Source organism: Rhodococcus sp. NPDC060090 (genome assembly GCF_042729855.1).
Classification (GTDB): Bacteria; Actinomycetota; Actinomycetes; order Mycobacteriales; family Mycobacteriaceae; genus Rhodococcus.
This window is the reverse complement of the sequence record NZ_JBHWXB010000020.1, coordinates 64370-81251: the sequence shown is the minus strand read 5'-3', so window position 1 is coordinate 81251 and position 16882 is coordinate 64370. Positions and strand designations below refer to the sequence as shown.

Annotated in this window: 17 protein-coding genes and 1 pseudogene; 2 read left to right on the top strand and 16 right to left on the bottom strand. The window is 66.4% G+C overall.

Features of this window, described 5'->3' with window-relative positions:
• Positions 1-12: 12 nt before the first annotated feature.
• Entirely contained in the window at positions 13-1194 is a 1182-nt protein-coding gene (locus ACFWCF_RS23145) for an RNA-guided endonuclease InsQ/TnpB family protein (RefSeq protein ID WP_378566600.1), read from the bottom strand.
• A gap of 230 nt (positions 1195-1424) precedes the next feature.
• Here ACFWCF_RS23145 and tnpA point away from each other — a divergent pair, with 230 nt between their 5' ends.
• Positions 1425-1697 (top strand): IS200/IS605 family transposase, encoded by a 273-nt coding sequence (gene tnpA / locus ACFWCF_RS23140; RefSeq protein WP_378566552.1) that lies wholly within the window; start codon positions 1425-1427, stop codon positions 1695-1697.
• Positions 1698-1745: 48 nt separating this feature from the next.
• Here the strand turns inward: tnpA and ACFWCF_RS23135 are convergent.
• From ACFWCF_RS23135 to lspA, 4 genes and pseudogenes are all read right to left on the bottom strand, one after another.
• A pseudogene (locus ACFWCF_RS23135) lies at positions 1746-2018 on the bottom strand (EamA family transporter RarD); the annotation flags it as partial.
• Positions 2019-2027: 9 nt separating this feature from the next.
• The gene (locus ACFWCF_RS23130) at positions 2028-2666 is read right to left on the bottom strand and encodes a hypothetical protein (RefSeq protein ID WP_378566549.1); all 639 of its coding nucleotides are present in this window, start codon (positions 2664-2666) and stop codon (positions 2028-2030) included.
• A gap of 3 nt (positions 2667-2669) precedes the next feature.
• Positions 2670-3578, bottom strand: a complete 909-nt coding sequence (locus tag ACFWCF_RS23125) for an RluA family pseudouridine synthase (protein ID WP_378493007.1) — start codon at positions 3576-3578, stop codon at positions 2670-2672.
• 14 nt (positions 3579-3592) lie between these two features.
• Positions 3593-4264 carry a signal peptidase II gene (lspA, locus tag ACFWCF_RS23120; RefSeq protein WP_378566546.1) on the bottom strand — a complete coding sequence of 224 codons (672 nt, stop codon included), beginning with the start codon at positions 4262-4264 and terminating at the stop codon, positions 3593-3595.
• 66 nt (positions 4265-4330) lie between these two features.
• Here lspA and ACFWCF_RS23115 point away from each other — a divergent pair, with 66 nt between their 5' ends.
• On the top strand, positions 4331-5284 hold the full coding sequence (locus tag ACFWCF_RS23115) for a hypothetical protein (protein WP_378566543.1): 954 nt from the start codon (positions 4331-4333) through the stop codon (positions 5282-5284).
• Between the two features lie 101 nt (positions 5285-5385).
• Here ACFWCF_RS23115 and ACFWCF_RS23110 read toward each other — a convergent pair whose 3' ends face one another.
• From ACFWCF_RS23110 to ACFWCF_RS23060, 11 genes are all read right to left on the bottom strand, one after another.
• Complete coding sequence (locus ACFWCF_RS23110; RefSeq protein WP_378566540.1) at positions 5386-5883, bottom strand: hypothetical protein; 498 nt, start codon at positions 5881-5883, stop codon at positions 5386-5388.
• A 143-nt stretch (positions 5884-6026) separates the two neighbouring features.
• Positions 6027-7364 (bottom strand): DNA polymerase IV, encoded by a 1338-nt coding sequence (locus ACFWCF_RS23105; RefSeq protein ID WP_378566537.1) that lies wholly within the window; start codon positions 7362-7364, stop codon positions 6027-6029.
• A gap of 48 nt (positions 7365-7412) precedes the next feature.
• Positions 7413-10559, bottom strand: a complete 3147-nt coding sequence (ileS, locus tag ACFWCF_RS23100) for an isoleucine--tRNA ligase (RefSeq protein WP_378566534.1) — start codon at positions 10557-10559, stop codon at positions 7413-7415.
• 327 nt (positions 10560-10886) lie between these two features.
• Positions 10887-11129: a hypothetical protein gene (locus ACFWCF_RS23095; RefSeq protein WP_378566531.1), complete on the bottom strand. Its 243-nt coding sequence runs from the start codon at positions 11127-11129 to the stop codon at positions 10887-10889.
• Between the two features lie 44 nt (positions 11130-11173).
• Complete coding sequence (locus ACFWCF_RS23090; RefSeq protein ID WP_378566528.1) at positions 11174-12025, bottom strand: DivIVA domain-containing protein; 852 nt, start codon at positions 12023-12025, stop codon at positions 11174-11176.
• Between the two features lie 153 nt (positions 12026-12178).
• Positions 12179-12469: a YggT family protein gene (locus tag ACFWCF_RS23085; RefSeq protein WP_378566525.1), complete on the bottom strand. Its 291-nt coding sequence runs from the start codon at positions 12467-12469 to the stop codon at positions 12179-12181.
• 134 nt (positions 12470-12603) lie between these two features.
• A complete protein-coding gene (locus ACFWCF_RS23080) occupies positions 12604-13260 on the bottom strand; it encodes a cell division protein SepF (RefSeq protein WP_378566522.1) in 657 nt (218 codons plus the stop codon).
• Between the two features lie 32 nt (positions 13261-13292).
• Positions 13293-14030, bottom strand: coding sequence for a YggS family pyridoxal phosphate-dependent enzyme (locus ACFWCF_RS23075; RefSeq protein ID WP_378566519.1), 738 nt, complete (start codon positions 14028-14030; stop codon positions 13293-13295).
• Entirely contained in the window at positions 14027-14761 is a 735-nt protein-coding gene (gene pgeF / locus ACFWCF_RS23070; RefSeq protein WP_378566516.1) for a peptidoglycan editing factor PgeF, read from the bottom strand. The genes ACFWCF_RS23075 and pgeF overlap by 4 nt, the downstream gene beginning before the upstream one ends.
• On the bottom strand, positions 14758-15984 hold the full coding sequence (gene ftsZ / locus ACFWCF_RS23065) for a cell division protein FtsZ (RefSeq protein WP_378492757.1): 1227 nt from the start codon (positions 15982-15984) through the stop codon (positions 14758-14760). The genes pgeF and ftsZ overlap by 4 nt, the downstream gene beginning before the upstream one ends.
• A 186-nt stretch (positions 15985-16170) precedes the next feature.
• Positions 16171-16833, bottom strand: coding sequence for a cell division protein FtsQ/DivIB (locus ACFWCF_RS23060; protein ID WP_378566597.1), 663 nt, complete (start codon positions 16831-16833; stop codon positions 16171-16173).
• Between the last annotated feature and the right edge of the window lie 49 nt (positions 16834-16882).

Below are 16882 nucleotides of genomic sequence, written 5' to 3'. Positions count from 1 at the left end.
CACGGAGGATTCCTACGCAGCCTCACCAGATGGTGCGGTCTGTTCAGCGGGTTCCTGCTTCACCGGGTCCGCGCATGCAAGCACACGTCTTACGCTCCCTCCACAAGCGTTTACCCTCTCCACCAGCCCAGCGGCGAGCAACACATTCACAGCAGCGTTATAGTCCCGATCCAGCACCAACCCACACGACGGGCACACCCACACCCGCACACCCAACGGCTTCTTCCCGTCCCGCACCCCACAACCCGCGCACACCTGCGACGTCGGCTCCCACCGGCCGATCGTGTACACCACCGCGCCACACCGGGCGGCCTTCTCCTCGATCAACCGCCTGAGCATCGACCAGCCGGCATCGTGCACCGACTTCGCCACCCTCGTGCGCGCCAAACCCACCACCGACAACCCCTCGAGGGCAACCGCTTGGTTCTCGCGGACCAACCTCAATGCCAGCTTGTGATGGTGATCCAGGCGGGCCTCGCGCACCTTCCGGTGCGCCGCAGCGACCCTCCGACGCGCCTTGTCCCGATTCTTCGACCCCTTCATGGTGCGTGAGTATGCCCGCTGCGCACGGGCCAATCCTCGCTCCTTCGACCGCAACCAGCGAGGATTGTCGACCTTCTCACGGGCCCCGTCGTCGTAGACGATCGTCGCCAGATCCGTCAACCCCACATCCACACCGGCAGCCCGAGCCGGCAGGGTCGACACCACCACCGGCTCCGGCTCATCAACGACGAAGGACACATAGTGCCGGCCGTCCGCCTCCCGGATCACCGTCACACTCGACGGGTCCGCCGGCAACGGCCGTGACGACTCGTACCGGATCCGCCCGATCTTCGGCAACCGCACCAGACCGATACCACCGCCCGGCTCGAGAACCGAGAACCCGGCGTTGCGGGTGAAACGAGCAGACTGGCGATGTGTCCGCCTCTTGAACCGTGGCGCACCGACCTTGCGGCCTTTACGTTTACCGGTGCGGGAATCGAAGAAATTCGCGTACGCGCGATGCAGATCCGCCAACGACTGCTGCAACGGCACCGACGACACTTCCGCGAGCCACGCCCGTTCGGGAGTCGTTTTCGCGGCGGTCAGCGCCGCCGACAACTCACCCTTACTCGGGATCGACCGGCCCGCCCTGCGGGCAGATTCCCTCGCGGCGAGGGCATCGTTGAACACCACCCGGCAGCACCCGAACAGTTGAGACAGCGCCCTGTGCTGCTCCCTGTGGGGTAGGCGCGGTAGCGGTATCGCTTGAGCACACCTCGACGATAACTTTTGGTGTCATGGATGAGATTGGGTTTGTCAGATGTGGCAGACACGCAGTGTGGGACTGTCACGCACATTTGGTGCTCGTCACGAAATTTCGGCGTGGTGCGTTCACCGGCCCGATCTTGGTGGACTGCGAGGAGGTGATGCGGGAGGTGTGAGTGGACTTCGGATGCGAACCGCCGGAGTTCTACGGCGAGGACGACCATGTGCACCTGCTGATCAGCTCTCCCGCGACTGTGCAGCTGTCGAAGCTGGTGAATTCGATCAAAGGCGTGTCATCGCGGCACGTGCGGCGCGATCACGCGGAGCACCTTTCCCGGTACCTGTGGGGCGGGCATGTATGGTCCCGTTCCTACTACTGCGGGACTGCGGGCGGCGCGCCGTTGTCGGTGATTGCCGAGTATGTGAGGTCTCAACGTCGCCCTGAGTGACGGTGATTCACCTCCACCGTGAACGATGGAGCACTCTCACCGAGATCGGTAGACGCCCCAATTGACGGCGATCGCCGTCGACGCCGCAGCGACGAGCATCCATGTCCGCGATCCGAGATGACGCAGGCCGGACAACCGACCGAGAACCGCGAGCAGCAGGATCATCAGTACAAGCGTCCACAGCACGCGATGAGCAAGGATCTCTGCTGCCCCCGCAGGCGCGAGCAGTCCGAAGAATGCCGGAAACAATCCCCACGAGGCATACGCACCGACGCCGCAGAGCACACCGGTGGCAGGAAGATTGCGTGGTTTCGCGAACACCGCCCACTCCTACGGCTGGCCGTCGTCGGGGCCCGGCGCCACCGTGTCGATGTGTTCGGGCAACAGCGGTCGCACCGAGAACCTCCCGGCCACCGCGTCCGACGGCAGTGCTTCCACAGCCCGCACCTGGGAGGCGGTGGCCACCTCCCGCAACTGTTCACCGGTTCCGCGCACGACGATTCCCACCGCGCAGGCGCAGTCGGCCGCAAGTCGATCCGCGGAGACGGCGGCGATCCGTGCCGCACGATCATGCCCGGCAGCCGGGCCGCGGAGTCTCCCTGCCGCCACGAGCGGAGCGCGCTGCAGCGCCTCCGGATGCGCCGACACAGCGACGGTGACGAGTGGAGTCTGTACCCGGTCGATCGGCACCCGGAACAGAACGTGAGCCACGCGCAGATCGCCGGGCAGTGCGGCAACCGCGGCGACATCCACGGGTTCGACGAACGAAACGAGCGCCCAGCTCGGCTCCGGCCCTCGCTCACCCAGGCTCACCCCGGCCCGGCCGAGATAGTCCTGGACCGGCTCGCCGTTGTCGGGGCCGAGGGCGTCGGTGCGCACGGACGCCGGACGGACCGGATTGAGCACACCTGCCAGGAGCACCGCGAGCGCCAACGCGGCCGTCGCCACCCACGGGAGGATCCGAGTCATAGGTCAGGAATTACGCAACACGTCGAGGGCGTTCTCGAGATCGGCCGGGTACTTGCTGGTGATCTCGACCCAGTTACCGCGGGTCGGGTGCGCGAAACCGAGCGAGCGTGCGTGCAACCACTGACGTTCCAACCCGAGGCGAGCAGCGAGACGCGGGTCGGCTCCGTAGGTCAGGTCGCCACAGCACGGGTGCCGCAGTGCGGAGAAGTGCACACGGATCTGGTGGGTCCGGCCGGTCTCGAGGTGGACGTCGAGCAGGCTTGCCGCCTGGAACGCCTCGACGGTGTCGTAGTGGGTGATGCTGGGCTTGCCGTCCGCGGTGACCGTGAACTTCCAGTCGCTGCCGCGGTGCCTGCCGATCGGGGCATCGATGGTCCCGCTGCTCGGATCCGGATGGCCCTGTACCAGGGCGTGGTAGCGCTTGTCGATGGTGCGTTCCTTGAAGGCGCGCTTGAGCACGGTGTAGGCACGCTCGGAGGTCGCGACGACCATGACACCCGACGTTCCGACGTCGAGCCGGTGCACGATTCCCTGCCGTTCGTGCGCGCCCGACGTCGAGATACGGAAGCCCGCGGCGGCAAGGCCACCGATGACCGTCGGACCGGTCCATCCGACGCTCGCGTGCGCGGCCACACCGACCGGCTTGTCGACGGCCACGATGTCGTCGTCGGAATAGAGGATCTCCATTCCTTCGACGGGCTTCGCCTCGATGGTCAGCGGCCGCGGAGGCTCGGGCAGGATCACTTCGAGCCACGAGCCGGCCGAGAGCCGATCCGATTTACCCACGGGTGCGCCGTCCATGACGACGGAGCCTTCCTCGGTGAGCGCGGCGACCGCTGTCCGGGACAAGCCGAGCAGACGGGCCAGTCCGGCATCGACGCGCATCGCGTCGAGCCCGTCCGGTACGGGCATTGCCCGGGTTTCTCTCACTGACGTGTTTCCTTTCTGTTGGGTCCCGAATCGGAATCCCCTGTGTCTTCCGATTTCGCAGCGTCTTCCGATTTCGCAGCGTCTTCCGATTTCGCAGCGTCCCCCGACTTCGCACGGCTCCCGTCCGGTTCGATCCCGAACACGGTCAACGCCACGAGCAGGATCGCGCCACAGACGATCGCCGAATCGGCGACATTGAACACGGGCCACCACCCCACCGAGACGAAGTCGACGACGTGTCCCTGCAACGGCGCGGGTGAGCGGAACAGCCGATCGGTGAGGTTTCCGAGCGCACCACCGAGAACAAGACCCAATCCCAATGCCCACCAGGGAGAGCGCAACGTCCGGCCGATCTTGATCACCCCGATGACGACACCGATCGCCACCAACGTGAGCAGCCAGGTCATGCCCGTCGCCATCGAGAATGCGGCGCCGGGATTGCGGACCAACGTCAACGTCACGGTGTCGCCGATGATCGAAATCGGGTCGGCCGGATCGATGTAGTGGACCGCCGCGATCTTCGTCAGCAGGTCGGCGATGTAGATCACGACCGCCAACCCCAGCAGGTATCGCATCCGTCCTCCGGCCGGTGCTCCTACCGGCGGATCGGGCACGGGCGGTTCCGGCGCGCTGGACGCAGGATCGGGCCGGGAAGCTTCGTCACTCACCCCGCCATCATCCCCTACACAGCGGAGGAAGCGGCCACCGCGCCCGTCGTGGCTACCCTGGTGGACGTGCCTGTGCTGTCGAGATTCGCCTATACGAGGCCGTGTGCCTTCGCCGCCGTCCTGTCGCTCACCGCGCTCGTCACGGGATGCGGTGATAGCCCGGACGGCGGTCCCGCCGTCACCGCGGCTTCGGCCGAGGTGACGGTTCCTGTGTCCGCTGTGAGCGCGACAGTTCTCGACGCGGGAGCCGAGCCGCGCGAGGTGGTGCGATTGGCGCCCACGACCGGAACCGAACAGAACGTGATCCTGACCACGCGCTCCGAAGTGCACCAGCAGATCGGCGATCAACCGGCGCAGGACTTCTCCACGCCCGAACTGACGACACCGTTGTCTGCCACCGTCACGGAATCCGTGGCCGATGGAGCGTCCGGGACCGTTGTCGACCTTCGCCTCGGCGACGTCAGCACCCCCGACCCGCATCTCGAGACATCCCTCGCCGAGGTGGAAGGCTCCGGGGCCGGGCTGACGATGGGCCCGAACGGCGCGGTCAGCGCGCTACGCCTCGAACCCGGTACCGCGGTGCCCAATGTGGCGCGATCAGCGCTCGAACAGGCGTTCTACCAAGCGGTCTACCGGATGGTGGCGTTCCCGGACGAGGCAATCGGTGTGGGGGCCGTGTGGGAGAGCCACCAACAGGTCATGAGCGCGGGAATCACGATCGACCAGGTGGGCACGGCCACACTCGTCTCCCGCGAGGACGACCGGGTTCGCGTGGACATCCGTGTCGAGCAGATTCCGCAGGAGTCGACGTGGATGCTGCCCAACGGTCAAGGACAGCTGTCCGTCGAGCAGTACACCATGGCCGGCGACGGGACCCTGACGATCGACCCGAGCAAGCCACTACCCATTCAGGGTGACTTCACGGTGAGCGGCGATCAGACATACCTCGACCCGGACGGCGCAACCCGCCTGACGCAGTCGCAGGTCGATCGGGTCGGCTGGCACACTCCCGAAAGCTGAGCCGCCACGACCTCACTGCACCGAATCGAAGACGGTGGCCGACGCGGAATTGCGCGTCGGCCACCGTCTTCGTCTCACGAAGTGAGGTCGTGCTCAGAAAATTACGGGCACGCAGGCGTCTGCAGAGCCGCGAGCGAGACGATCGCGCACGCGTTGTCCTGCGACAGCTTCCAGTAGCCGTCCTCGGCAACGAACATGACCGTGCCCGTGGAGACCTGATCGCCGATGGCGGTCTCGATACCGGCGGTCGCGGTGCCGTCCTGGTTGTCGTTGATGTCGATGATGGTGACCTGCGCACCGGCCTGCTGTGCAGCTGCGGCGACCTGGTCGATCAGCGTCGGATCGAGCTCTGCACCCTGCACGAGGTTCTGCTTCTCCTCGGCCGGGATGCTGCCGTCGAAGGCCTGATCGAGCTGAGCCTGCAGTTCCTCGACGGTGGGCACCGGCGGGTACTCCGATGCGGCCTCAGTGGTCGTCGTGGCTGCCGATGAGGCTGCCGCGGTCGTCTCGGTCGAGCTTCCGTCGTCCGAGCTGCAGGCAGTCATCGTGAGGGCGGCGGCGAGCGCCACCGTAGCGACGGTGATCTTGCGAAGCTTCAAAATTCTCGTCCTTCTCGTTCTCGAAACGAACACGACGTTCGTGCTCGGTCATCCAGCAGCGGATGGGTCCACCGCGACAGGCGGATTGTCCGCAAGAGTACCCGGCGGTAGTGAGAGAACCATGCGGGCCGCTAGAACCCGTGTCAGTGCAGGCTCGAGAGTGGATCGGCCTGTTCGATCAACGGATCTGCCTCGTCCAATGTCCGTGCGGGCCCAGGGCCGGTGGACCTCGTTTCGAACCGCACGGTGACGACACCGTGGCCTGCCCCTTGGACCCAGCCGTGCCCGAAATCCGGATGCCGGACGTCGGTTCCGGGCCTCCAGCGCCGATCCGGCACCTGCTGCGGCGCGAGCACATCCTCGTCGACCGGGCCGTCGCGCGACGCCTCGGGGTCGAGGGCGTCGAGTTCCGGGAAGAGTGAATCCTGCGCGATCGTCGACAGCCCCGCGAAACCGACTCCGACGAGTCTGATGGGTCCGATCTCGAGTGGGTCGAGCGCGAGGCGTTGGGCCGCAGCGGTGAGGACCTGCACGTCCTCGGTGGCGTACGGCAATGTCGTCGAACGGGTGAGAATCGACATGTCGGACTTGCGCAGTTTGAGGACTACGGTCCGCGCGGCACGTCCGTCCTTACGTAACCGTTCGTGGGCAGCGGCCGCACTTGTGACCACGGCGCGACGCAGGTGCGGCAACGCCACGATGTCGGTGGGATAGGTGGTTTCGGCACTGACCTGCTTGGCTTCGGCGCGTTCGACCACGGGGCGGCCGTCGAGTCCGTTGGCGAGCCGGTGCAGGCCGGGCCCTACGGTCGCGCCGAGAATGGACGCCGCTTCGGCCACGGGCAGCGCGGCGAGATGACCGATGGTGTCGATACCGAGTTTGCGCAGGCGCTCCTCGGCCACCGGACCGATACCCCACAGACTGCGCACGGGAAGACCGTGCAGCAGCGTCAGTTCTGCCTCCGGTCGCACGACGAGCAGCCCGTCCGGTTTGGCCAGCCCGGACCCGATCTTCGCGATCTGTTTCCCCGACCCCGCACCGATCGAGGCCACGAGACCTGTCTTCTGCAGGACCTCCGCCCGCAGCTCCGTACAGAAGCGGTCCGCGTCCTCGGCGGAGGCACCGGCCAGTTCCGCCGGTTCGGCGAACGCCTCGTCGAGCGAGAGCGTCTCGAGGACCGGCACTCGTGAACGCAGGGTGTCGAACACCGCAATGCTCAACTCTCGGTACACGGCACCGCGTGGAGGGAGAACGACCCCGCCTGCCCCGACGAGTCTGCGTGCCCGGCTCATCGGCATCGCCGAGCGGGCACCGTAGTGGCGTGCTTCGTAACTCGCGCCCGCCACGACCCCGCGTGCTCCGAGGCCGCCGACCAGCACCGGCCGACCCCGGAGGGTCGGCCGGGTCAGCTGCTCTGCGGACGCGAAGAAGGCGTCGAGGTCTACGTGGAGCACCCAGCGCCGAGTGGAGGCGGAGGTCATTCCAGCACCGTATGTGTGGGCACCGACCTGCTCATGCCCGCGGGTGTCTCAGGCCTTGCTGATCGTGGCGCGTACCCCTTCACCGAGCTCGACCGCGCCGTCCCCCGCGGGAGCAAGTTCGAACGTGGTGGCGAGAACTTCACCTGCGATCAGCTCGCGGTGCTCGGTTGCCCAATCTGCACGGTCCGCGGGTACCTCGAACTGCACGGCGATCCGATCCGAGACGTCGAGCCCGAGGTTGCGCCGCGCATCCTGCAGTTCGCGGATGCGGTCCTTCGCCCAGCCCTCGGCCTCGAGTTCCTCGGTGACCGTCGAGTCGAGCACCACGAGTCCGGCGCCCCCGGGCAGTGCCGCGGTCGATTCCGGTTCTGCAGCAACGAGGCGGGTGGTGAACTCCTCCGGCAGCAGCGTGATGCCGGCCGCGGTGACGGTGCCGTCCGCGTTCTCGGACCAGTCGCCGGACTTGACGGCCTTGATGACCTTCTGGACGTCCTTGCCGAGCCTCGGACCGGCTGCTCGAGCGTTGACGACAACCTCGAATCGACCGTGCGACTCGACGTCGTCGGTCAAGACGACGTTCTTGACGTTGACCTCGTCCTTCACCAGATCGACGAACGACTCCAGCGCCGAGGAACCCGCGCTGGCAACGGTGACTGCGGGAAGCGGCAGTCGCACGCGCAGCTGCTGAGCCTTGCGCAGCGACAGCACGGTCGAGCACACCGTTCGCACATCGTCCATCGCCGAGACCAGGTCGGCGTCCGCGGGCAGTTCCTGAGCGGTCGGCCAGTCCGCCAGATGCACGGAACGCCCTCCGGTCAGTCCGCGCCAGATCACCTCGGTCGCCAGCGGCAACAGCGGGGCCGCGAGCCGGGAGACGACTTCGAGCACCGTGTGCAGGGTGTCGATCGCGTCGTCGTCCTCGTCCCAGAACCGCGACCGGGACCGACGTACGTACCAGTTGGTCAGCGCGTCACAGAAGGTACGCACCTCGTCGCACGCGCCTGCGATGTCGATCACGTCGAGTGCCTCGGTGACGGCGTCGCGGGTCGCGGCGAGTTTCGCCAGGATGTACCGATCGAGGACGTGGGGCGAATCGGTGCGCCAGGTACCGGCCTTCGGCGCGTACAGCTGCAGGAAGCTCCACGCATTCCACAGCGGCAGCAGAGCCTGACGCACACCCTCGCGGATGCCCTGTTCTGTGACGACGAGGTTGCCGCCGCGCAAGATCGGCGACGACATGAGGAACCAGCGCATGGCGTCGGAGCCGTCGCGCGCGAACACCTCGTTGACGTCGGGGTAGTTGCCCTTGGACTTGCTCATTTTGAGCCCGTCCTCGCCGAGGACGATGCCATGCGCAGCAACGCATTTGAACGCCGGTCGGTCGAACAGCGCTGTCGCGAGGACGTGCAGGGTGTAGAACCATCCGCGGGTCTGCCCGTTGTACTCGACGATGAAATCGCCAGGGAAGTGCGAGTCGAACCAGTCTGTGTTCTCGAACGGGTAATGCACCTGCGCGAACGGCATGGATCCCGACTCGAACCAGCAGTCGAGCACCTCGGGAACCCGGCGCATCGTGGACTTCCCGGTCGGGTCGTCCGGATTGGGCCGGGTGAGCAGATCGATCATCGGGCGGTGCAGATCATCGGGGCGCACGCCGAAGTCGCGCTCGAGGTCGTCGAGTGAGCCGTAGACATCGACGCGGGGGTATTCGGGATCGTCGGACACCCACACCGGGATCGGGCTGCCCCAGTATCGATTACGGCTGATGTTCCAATCGCGGGCGCCCTCGAGCCACTTGCCGAACTGACCGTCACGGATGTGCTCGGGAACCCAGGTGATCTCCTGGTTCAGCTCGACCATGCGATCACGGAACCGGGTGACCGCAACGAACCACGAGGGCACGGCCATGTAGATCAGCGGCTGGCCGGAACGCCACGAGTGCGGGTAGGAGTGCTCGATCGTCTCGTGCCGCAACAGCTTTCCGGCGGCCTTGAGGTCCTTGATGATGACCGGATTCGCGTCGAATACCTGCATGCCCTCGTAGGGCGGCACCATCGAGGTGAACTTGCCGCCCGGATCGAGGGGTTGCACCAGCTCGATACCGTTGCGCTGGCAGTACTCCATGTCCTCTTCACCGAACGCCGGTGCGAGGTGGACGATTCCCGTGCCGGAATCGGTGGTCACATACTCGGCGGCGATCACCTGGTGGGCGTTCTCGCGGCCCACGAAGAAGTCGAACGGCGGTTCGTACGCGAGGCCCACGAGGTCGGTGCCGGCGTACTCGGCCAATACCTCGGGTTCGTCACCCAGTTCGCGGGTGTAGTGACCGAGTCGGTCCTTCGCCAGCAGGTAGGTCTTCGCGTGGTCGCCCTCACCGGCACGGACGGAGACGTAGGTGATCTCGGGGTGCACGGCGATCGCGAGGTTCGACGGGAGGGTCCACGGCGTCGTGGTCCAGATCAGGGCGTTGGCCCCGTCCAGTTCGGTACCCGGCGCGCGCAGCACCATGTCGACGGTGACCGCCGGGTCCTGGCGCATCTTGTACGCGTCGTCGAGCCGGGTTTCCTGGTTCGACAGCGGCGTCTGCTCGTACCAGCTGTAGGGCAGCACGCGGAAGCCCTGGTAGATCAGGCCTTTGTCGTGCAGTGATTTGAACGCCCACATGACCGACTCCATGAAGTCCAGGTCGAGCGTCTTGTAGTCGTTGTCGAAGTCCACCCAGCGGGCCTGACGGGTGACGTAGTCGCGCCACTCCCCCGTGTAACGCAGCACCGACTGCTTGCAGTACGCGTTGAACTCGGCCAGGCCCATCGTGTCGATCTCGGACTTGTCCTTGATACCGAGTTGCTTCTCGGCTTCCAGCTCGGCAGGAAGACCGTGGGTGTCCCACCCGAATCGCCGGTCGACCTTCTTGCCGAGCATCGTCTGGAATCGTGGAACGACGTCCTTGACGTAGCCGGTGAGCAGATGCCCGTAGTGCGGTAGCCCGTTGGCGAACGGGGGGCCGTCGTAGAATACGAACTCCTCGCCGCCCTCACGATGGGAGATGGAGGCCTTGAAGGTGTCGTCCTCGGCCCAGCGCGCGAGGACACGCTCCTCGAGATCGGGGAAGTCGACACCGGCGTCCTTCGCGACGCCGTAGTCGACCTTCGGATACCCGCCGGTCGCTGCAGTGGGATTGACGTTCTCGGTCACCGCGTGACTCCTCCGTGCCTCACATTCTCGGCACGGGGACGACCACCGCGCATTCTGCACGGTCACCGCGGTACCACCCCGCTTGCACTCTCCGGAAGCGTCCGGAGTGTGCCTCTTCGTTCGGGCTGTGACGGGCCCACCCGTTCGGTTCTACTGAGCACCTCGCGAATACAGCCGCATTCGTTCGGCACCGTTCTTCCGAAGACTCCCCGGTGATGGCCGGATCGACGCCGTCCCGCACGCGCGGGAAACAACAGTCTGTGCACTGCCTCTATCGACACTGCCTCTATCGAACAGTACTCGTGTGCCCATTGTAGGCAGCGCTGGTCATTCTCGTGAATCGTGCTGTTCGTCGCCTTGCGCAGGCCGCGAATTCGGCGTTGCGCGCCGACGCGCCGGGTTGTCCGGCGTCGACGGATCGCGCGACGTGAGAGAACTCGCAAGCAAAATCACAGCCCCTACGACGCACACTGCGATACAACCCCAGGCCCACGCGACGGATCCGGTCATCAAGGCAATGACGAGAAGACCGAATCCGATCGCTGCGAGCACCAACGTCGTGACGAGCACGAGTCCTCCTCAACCGAGGTGCGGAACCAGGCCCGGGACCTCGATCAGCCGTTGCCCTTGGCGAAGGACGACGAACCGAACGACGACGAGTTGGACTGATTGAACGCATCCGCACCGCTGTCCACCGGCACCGCGGAACCGCGCTGCTCGAGCTCTTCGAGCTGCGATTCGAGGTACGACTTCAGGCGCACGCGGTATTCGCGCTCGAACGTCTTGAGGCGTTCGATCCGGTCTTCGAGAACGGAACGCTGCTGGTTGATCGTCGCCATGATCTCGGTGTGCTTCTTCTCGGCATCCGCCTGCAGACCGTCCGCCTTCTCCTTGGCCTGACGGAGCTGCGTCTCGGACCGCGTACGTGCGTCGGAGAGCATCGCGTCGGACTTCTGTCGGGCGTCGGCGATCATCGCTTCGCTGCGCGTACGCGCATCCGAGACGAGCTGTTCGGAGTTCGTGCGGGCATTGCGCACCAACTCTTCGGCTTCGGTCTTGGCATCGCCGGTGAGGCGATCTGCCATCTCCTGCGCCAGACCGAGCACCTTCGCGGCCTGCATGCTCGCGTCGCCGGACGGCGCAGCCGCCGCGACCGGCGCGGGCGTGGGTGCCGGGGCAGGTACCGGAGCGGGCTCCGGCTTGGGAGGTTCGACGACCCGCGGCGGTTCCGGCTTCGCCGGTACCGCTGCCTGTGCGGCAGTGCGCGGCGCTTTCTTCGCCTCGGCAAGCTCCTGGTCGAGTTCCGCGACGCGCTGGCGCAGGTCGGCGTTCTCCTCGATCAGGGACGTCAACTCCTGCTCGACGAGATCGAGAAAAGCGTCGACCTCGTCCTCGTTGTATCCGCGCTTCCCGATCGGAGGCTTGCTGAACGCGACATTGTGCACATCAGCTGGTGTCAGCGGCATGGAAGGGTCCCTTCACGCGTCAAATAAGCGGTCAAGCAGGCGTTCCGTAGTTCAGACAGTGCGTCACGCGTATCAAAACCCACTGTATATGGCATTCCATTCTGGCACATCGCAGAGCGAGAAGGCCCTGGGACGGCGCCGCGTCGGCGCATCTCAGAACCCCCCGCTCCGCGGGATGAACGCCATCAGGAAGTACACGATGAACAGCAAGACCATGATGGATAGGTCGAGCCGGATCCCGCCCAGATTGAGCGGGGGGATGAGACGCCTCAGTAGCTTCACCGGCGGGTCGGTGACCGTGAAGATCGCTTCCAGGATCACCACGACGAATCCCGTCGGCTTCCAATCCCGCGCGAAGGTTCTGATGAACTCGACAATGATTCGTCCGATCAGCAGAAGCCAGAAGATGAACAGCAGGAAGTACAGCACATCGAATACGGCCACCCGCCCACTCTGCCCGAAGAACCCGAACCCATCCAAACCGAAACGCCCGGCCTGCAGTTATCTGCATCACGCCGGGCGTTTCGTTTGCGTTCGAGGGAGTCGGAGACAGCGCCGCCGCGCGGCACCGTGCGGTGCTATTGCTGACTGTAGAAGCCGGTCTCCGCGATGCGGCGGCGTTCCTCCGCGGACACGTCGATGTCGGCGGGCGACAGCAGGAAGACTTTCGTCGCCACCTTGTCGAAGGACCCGCGCAGGGCGAATGCCAGTCCGGCCGCGAAGTCGACCAGCCTCTTCGCGTCGGCATTGCTCATCTCGACGAGATCCATGATCACCGGGGTCCCGTCACGGAACCGCTCACCGATCGTGCGTGCCTCGCCGTAATCGCGCGGACGCAGCGTCGTGATCTTCGACAACGGACCTCCTTCATCGAACAGCGCGCCGCGCCGCGCCTCGGTCCGCTCGAGTCGCGATTCGGGGGCAAGTGTGGACCGCGCGGGGGATCGCACCGGAGCCGCGGCCGGACGCGGGGCGCGGGCAGTGATCGGCTCGACCCGGGCGCTGCGCGCTGGCGGGTCGTACCGATCGAAGTCGTCTTCCGCGAAATCACGCTCGGACTCGTCCCGCCGCGGAGCGGGATACTCTTCCCGGCGCGGAGCCGAGTATGCGCCGTACGGCTGGTCGCCGTAGTCGCGCTCACGACGTGCGCTCGCCGGGTCGTCGAGGTAGTCGTCCTCGTAGTCCTCGAGCGGGACCATTCCGAAGTAGGCCTTGAACTTGTGGAGCGTGCTCATCGATCGCCCTTCCCTCGCGCGGCGGTTGAGATTCAGGCTAACGGTCGCGGACCCAACACTCCCGTTCCGACACGCACGCATGTCGAACCGTGGCGCACGGCATGTTCGAGATCACCCGACATCCCGGCGGACAGCTCGCGTGCCGCGGGATGACGTTGCCGCAGCTGCACCCCCAGTTCCGCGAGCGTCTCGAACGACTCGTCGAGGTCCGCCCCGAGTGGCGGCACCCCCATCAGGCCCGCCAGCTCGAGACCGTCGGCCGCGGCGACCTCATCGGCAAGGACATCGAGACCATCAGCGGGGACGCCACCGCGTTGTGGGTCGCCATCGAGACTCACCTGCAGCAGGACCCGCAACGGCTCGGCTCGGTCACCGGCGGCGAGTGCCGCCGTCGCTCCCGCCGCAAGAGCTCCGGCGAGCCGGGCGCTGTCGACCGAGTGCACGGTGTGCGCCCAGCGGGAAACCGAACGGGCCTTGTTCCGTTGCAGCCGCCCGATCATGTGCCACTGCACGGTCGGGTCGGGGACAGCCTCCCGGAACTGCTCGATCTTGGTGTGTGCCTCCTGCTCACGCGATTCTCCGAACGCGCGGCATCCCAGCTCGTACAGCAGGACCGCGTCCGACGCCGGGAAGAACTTTGTGACGGTCAACAATCCGACGTCGGACGGCTCGCGTCCGCACGCACGGGCCGCGTCGTCCAACCGGCTCCGGACCGCGGCGAGTCCGCGAGCGAGCTCGTCGCGCCGGGCCTGCGTCGCTGCCTCGCTCACTGTGGACCTTCCTCGAGCCAGACGACGGAGGCGAACCTGCCGGTGGGCGCCTCCCTACGGTGGCTGAACAAGGTCTGGTCCTCGATGGTGCATCGTGGATCCTCGGCCACGCCCGCGACACCGTGTTCGAGCAACTGCCTGCGCAGGCCCGCGCGAAGATCCAGCCCGGGAGTGCCCTTGGCCGTGCGGGTTGCGCTGCCGGGAAGGTGCGCTTCGACGTCCTGGCGCATCGCGGCGGGCACCTCGTATCGGCGGCCGCTCGCCGCGGGACCCAGGAATGCCCCGATGCGGTCCCGGCGCGCACCCAGTTCGACCATCGCATCGAGGACGCGCGGGATGATGCCGATGCGGGCACCGATGCGTCCCGCGTGCGCTGCGGCCACGACACCGGCTTCCTCGTCGGAGAGCAGCACCGACACGCAGTCGGCACTGAGTGTGACGAGCGCGAGACCGATCGTCGTGGTGACGAGGGCGTCGGTCGCGGGGACCGGTTCCGTCACCGGACCGTCCACCACGGTGACGGTACGGCTGTGGATCTGCTCCATCCACACGAACCGCTCGGGCGGCAGGCCGAGGACCGCAGCCAATCGCTGCCGATTGGCTGCGACGGCTGCAGGATCGTCCCCCACGTGGTCGCCGAGGTTGAAAGAGTCGTACGGAGCGGCCGAGACCCCGCCGGCTCGTGTGGTCACGACCCGGCGGGCACGTACCCCGGGGCGAGATGCCGTCAACGCCGCATGAAGATCGGTACGTCCACGTCGTCGTCGCCATCGTCGTCGACCTCTACCGAGCGGGCGGCTCCACCGGCCGGGGGAAGTCCGCCGGATGCCGGGGCCGGCTCACGCACCGGCGCTTCGTCGGCACCGCCACGATCGGGTCGGCCGAGTTCACCTGCGCGCCCTGCACCGACGGCGCCGGGTCGCGAACCCTGCTGAGGGTTCTGCTGTCCCTGTGACTGCTGGGACTGTTGCTGACCGGGGCCTGCTTCGACGGGTCGTCGCGCCGGAGTGCCTCCGTCGAAGCCCGCGGCGATCACCGTGACACGAACCTCGTCGCCGAGCGAGTCGTCGATGACGGTGCCGAAAATGATGTTGGCATCGATGTGTGCGGCCTCCTGCACCAGCGACGCTGCTTCGTTGATCTCGAACAGCCCGAGGTCGGAACCACCGGCGATCGACAGCAGCACGCCGCGCGCACCCTCCATCGACGCTTCGAGGAGCGGTGAATTGATCGCGGCTTCGGCAGCCTTGATCGCACGGCCCTCGCCCCGCGACGAACCGATACCCATGAGCGCACTGCCCGCCCCGGACATGACCCCCTTGACGTCGGCGAAGTCGACGTTGATCAGACCGGGGGTGGTGATGAGATCGGTGATGCCCTGGACACCGTTGAGGAGGACCTCGTCGGCGGATCGGAATGCGTCCATGAGGCTCACCGCAGCGTCGCCCAGCTGGAGCAGCCGGTCGTTGGGGATGACGATGAGGGTGTCGCACGATTCGCGCAGCGCCTGAATACCGGTGTCGGCCTGACCGCCACGCCGCTTGCCCTCGAAGGAGAAGGGGCGCGTGACGACACCGACCGTCAGCGCACCGAGCTTGCGCGCAATGCTGGCCACGACGGGCGCGCCGCCGGTGCCGGTGCCACCGCCCTCACCCGCGGTGACGAACACCATGTCGGCGCCCTTGAGCACCTCTTCGATTTCGTCCTTGTGGTCTTCGGCGGCCTTGCGGCCGACCTCGGGGTCGGCCCCGGCGCCGAGGCCGCGGGTCAATTCGCGCCCGACGTCGAGCTTGACGTCGGCGTCGGACATGAGGAGTGCCTGTGCATCGGTGTTGACCGCGATGAACTCGACTCCCTTGAGTCCCTGCTCGATCATGCGGTTGACCGCATTCACGCCGCCACCGCCGATACCGACGACCTTTATTACGGCGAGGTAGTTGTGCGGGGGCGTCATGGGCTCTCGCCTTCCTGGGATTTCGGGTTCACACTTCGATCGATCTTCTTGCGGTATCCGACAAACCCTCAACCATAGCTTTAAGGTTATGTCAAGTACCCGACTGTTGCGAAACGCTATGGCACAGCGGCCCGAATCCGCCAGCAGACTCGCCGACGACACGCCACCAATTTCATACCGACCATCTCACCGCACCGTCGGAAGGCTCGGACTGGCGACATCGAACTGCTGACCGGGCTGGGTCAGGAGCGGCAGAATCACCGCGGCCTTACGATCCGAACGCTCCACACCACCCCATACGACCACTCGACCGTCGACCAGCGTGAGGGAGATATCCGAGTCCGAACCCGCCGTGATCTCCTGTACCTGCACGGCCAGTTCGGGTGGAAGCAGTCCGATCACCTGCACCGCGGCCTCCGTCGCGGGGTCACCGGTGCCCGGAGATCCTGTGACGAGCCGGGGCGTGAGCAGCGGTGGCGGTTCCACTGCGAAGTCCACGCCTTCCGCATCGACGGAGTGCGTGCCGTCCGGGGCATCGAAATACACCACCGCGACACGCTCGGCAACGGTCACTCGCACGGTGGAGGGATAGACCCGCTGTACCCGGACCGACGCGGCACGAGGTAGCGCCGATGCGACACGTTGCGCTGCCTCGGCCGTACCCACCTGGAGAAGCGGCGTCCCGTCGGCGATGTTCAGGGATTCGAGCACTTCCTCACGAGTGATGATGTCGTTGCCCGTCACCTCCACCGAGCGCACCGACAGCAACGGCGAGGTCCATGCCACCACGATCGCTGCGAGCAGAGCGATCACCACGACGCCACCGATGAGCACCGTGCGCAGCCGCACCGAACGACCCGAGGGACGCCGCGTCGCGTTGCCCGCTCCGGTTGCCTCG

Excerpts from the sequence above, each read along its gene's own strand:
- ftsZ (WP_378492757.1), bottom strand. The coding sequence starts at position 15,984 with ATGACGCCCCCGCACAACTACCTCGCCGTAATAAAGGTCGTCGGTATC.
- ACFWCF_RS23080 (WP_378566522.1), bottom strand. The coding sequence starts at position 13,260 with ATGAGCACGCTCCACAAGTTCAAGGCCTACTTCGGAATGGTCCCGCTC.
- ACFWCF_RS23105 (WP_378566537.1), bottom strand. The coding sequence starts at position 7,364 with ATGACCTCCGCCTCCACTCGGCGCTGGGTGCTCCACGTAGACCTCGAC.
- ACFWCF_RS23125 (WP_378493007.1), bottom strand. The coding sequence starts at position 3,578 with ATGCCCGTACCGGACGGGCTCGACGCGATGCGCGTCGATGCCGGACTG.
- ACFWCF_RS23090 (WP_378566528.1), bottom strand. The coding sequence starts at position 12,025 with ATGCCGCTGACACCAGCTGATGTGCACAATGTCGCGTTCAGCAAGCCT.
- ACFWCF_RS23130 (WP_378566549.1), bottom strand. The coding sequence starts at position 2,666 with ATGACTCGGATCCTCCCGTGGGTGGCGACGGCCGCGTTGGCGCTCGCG.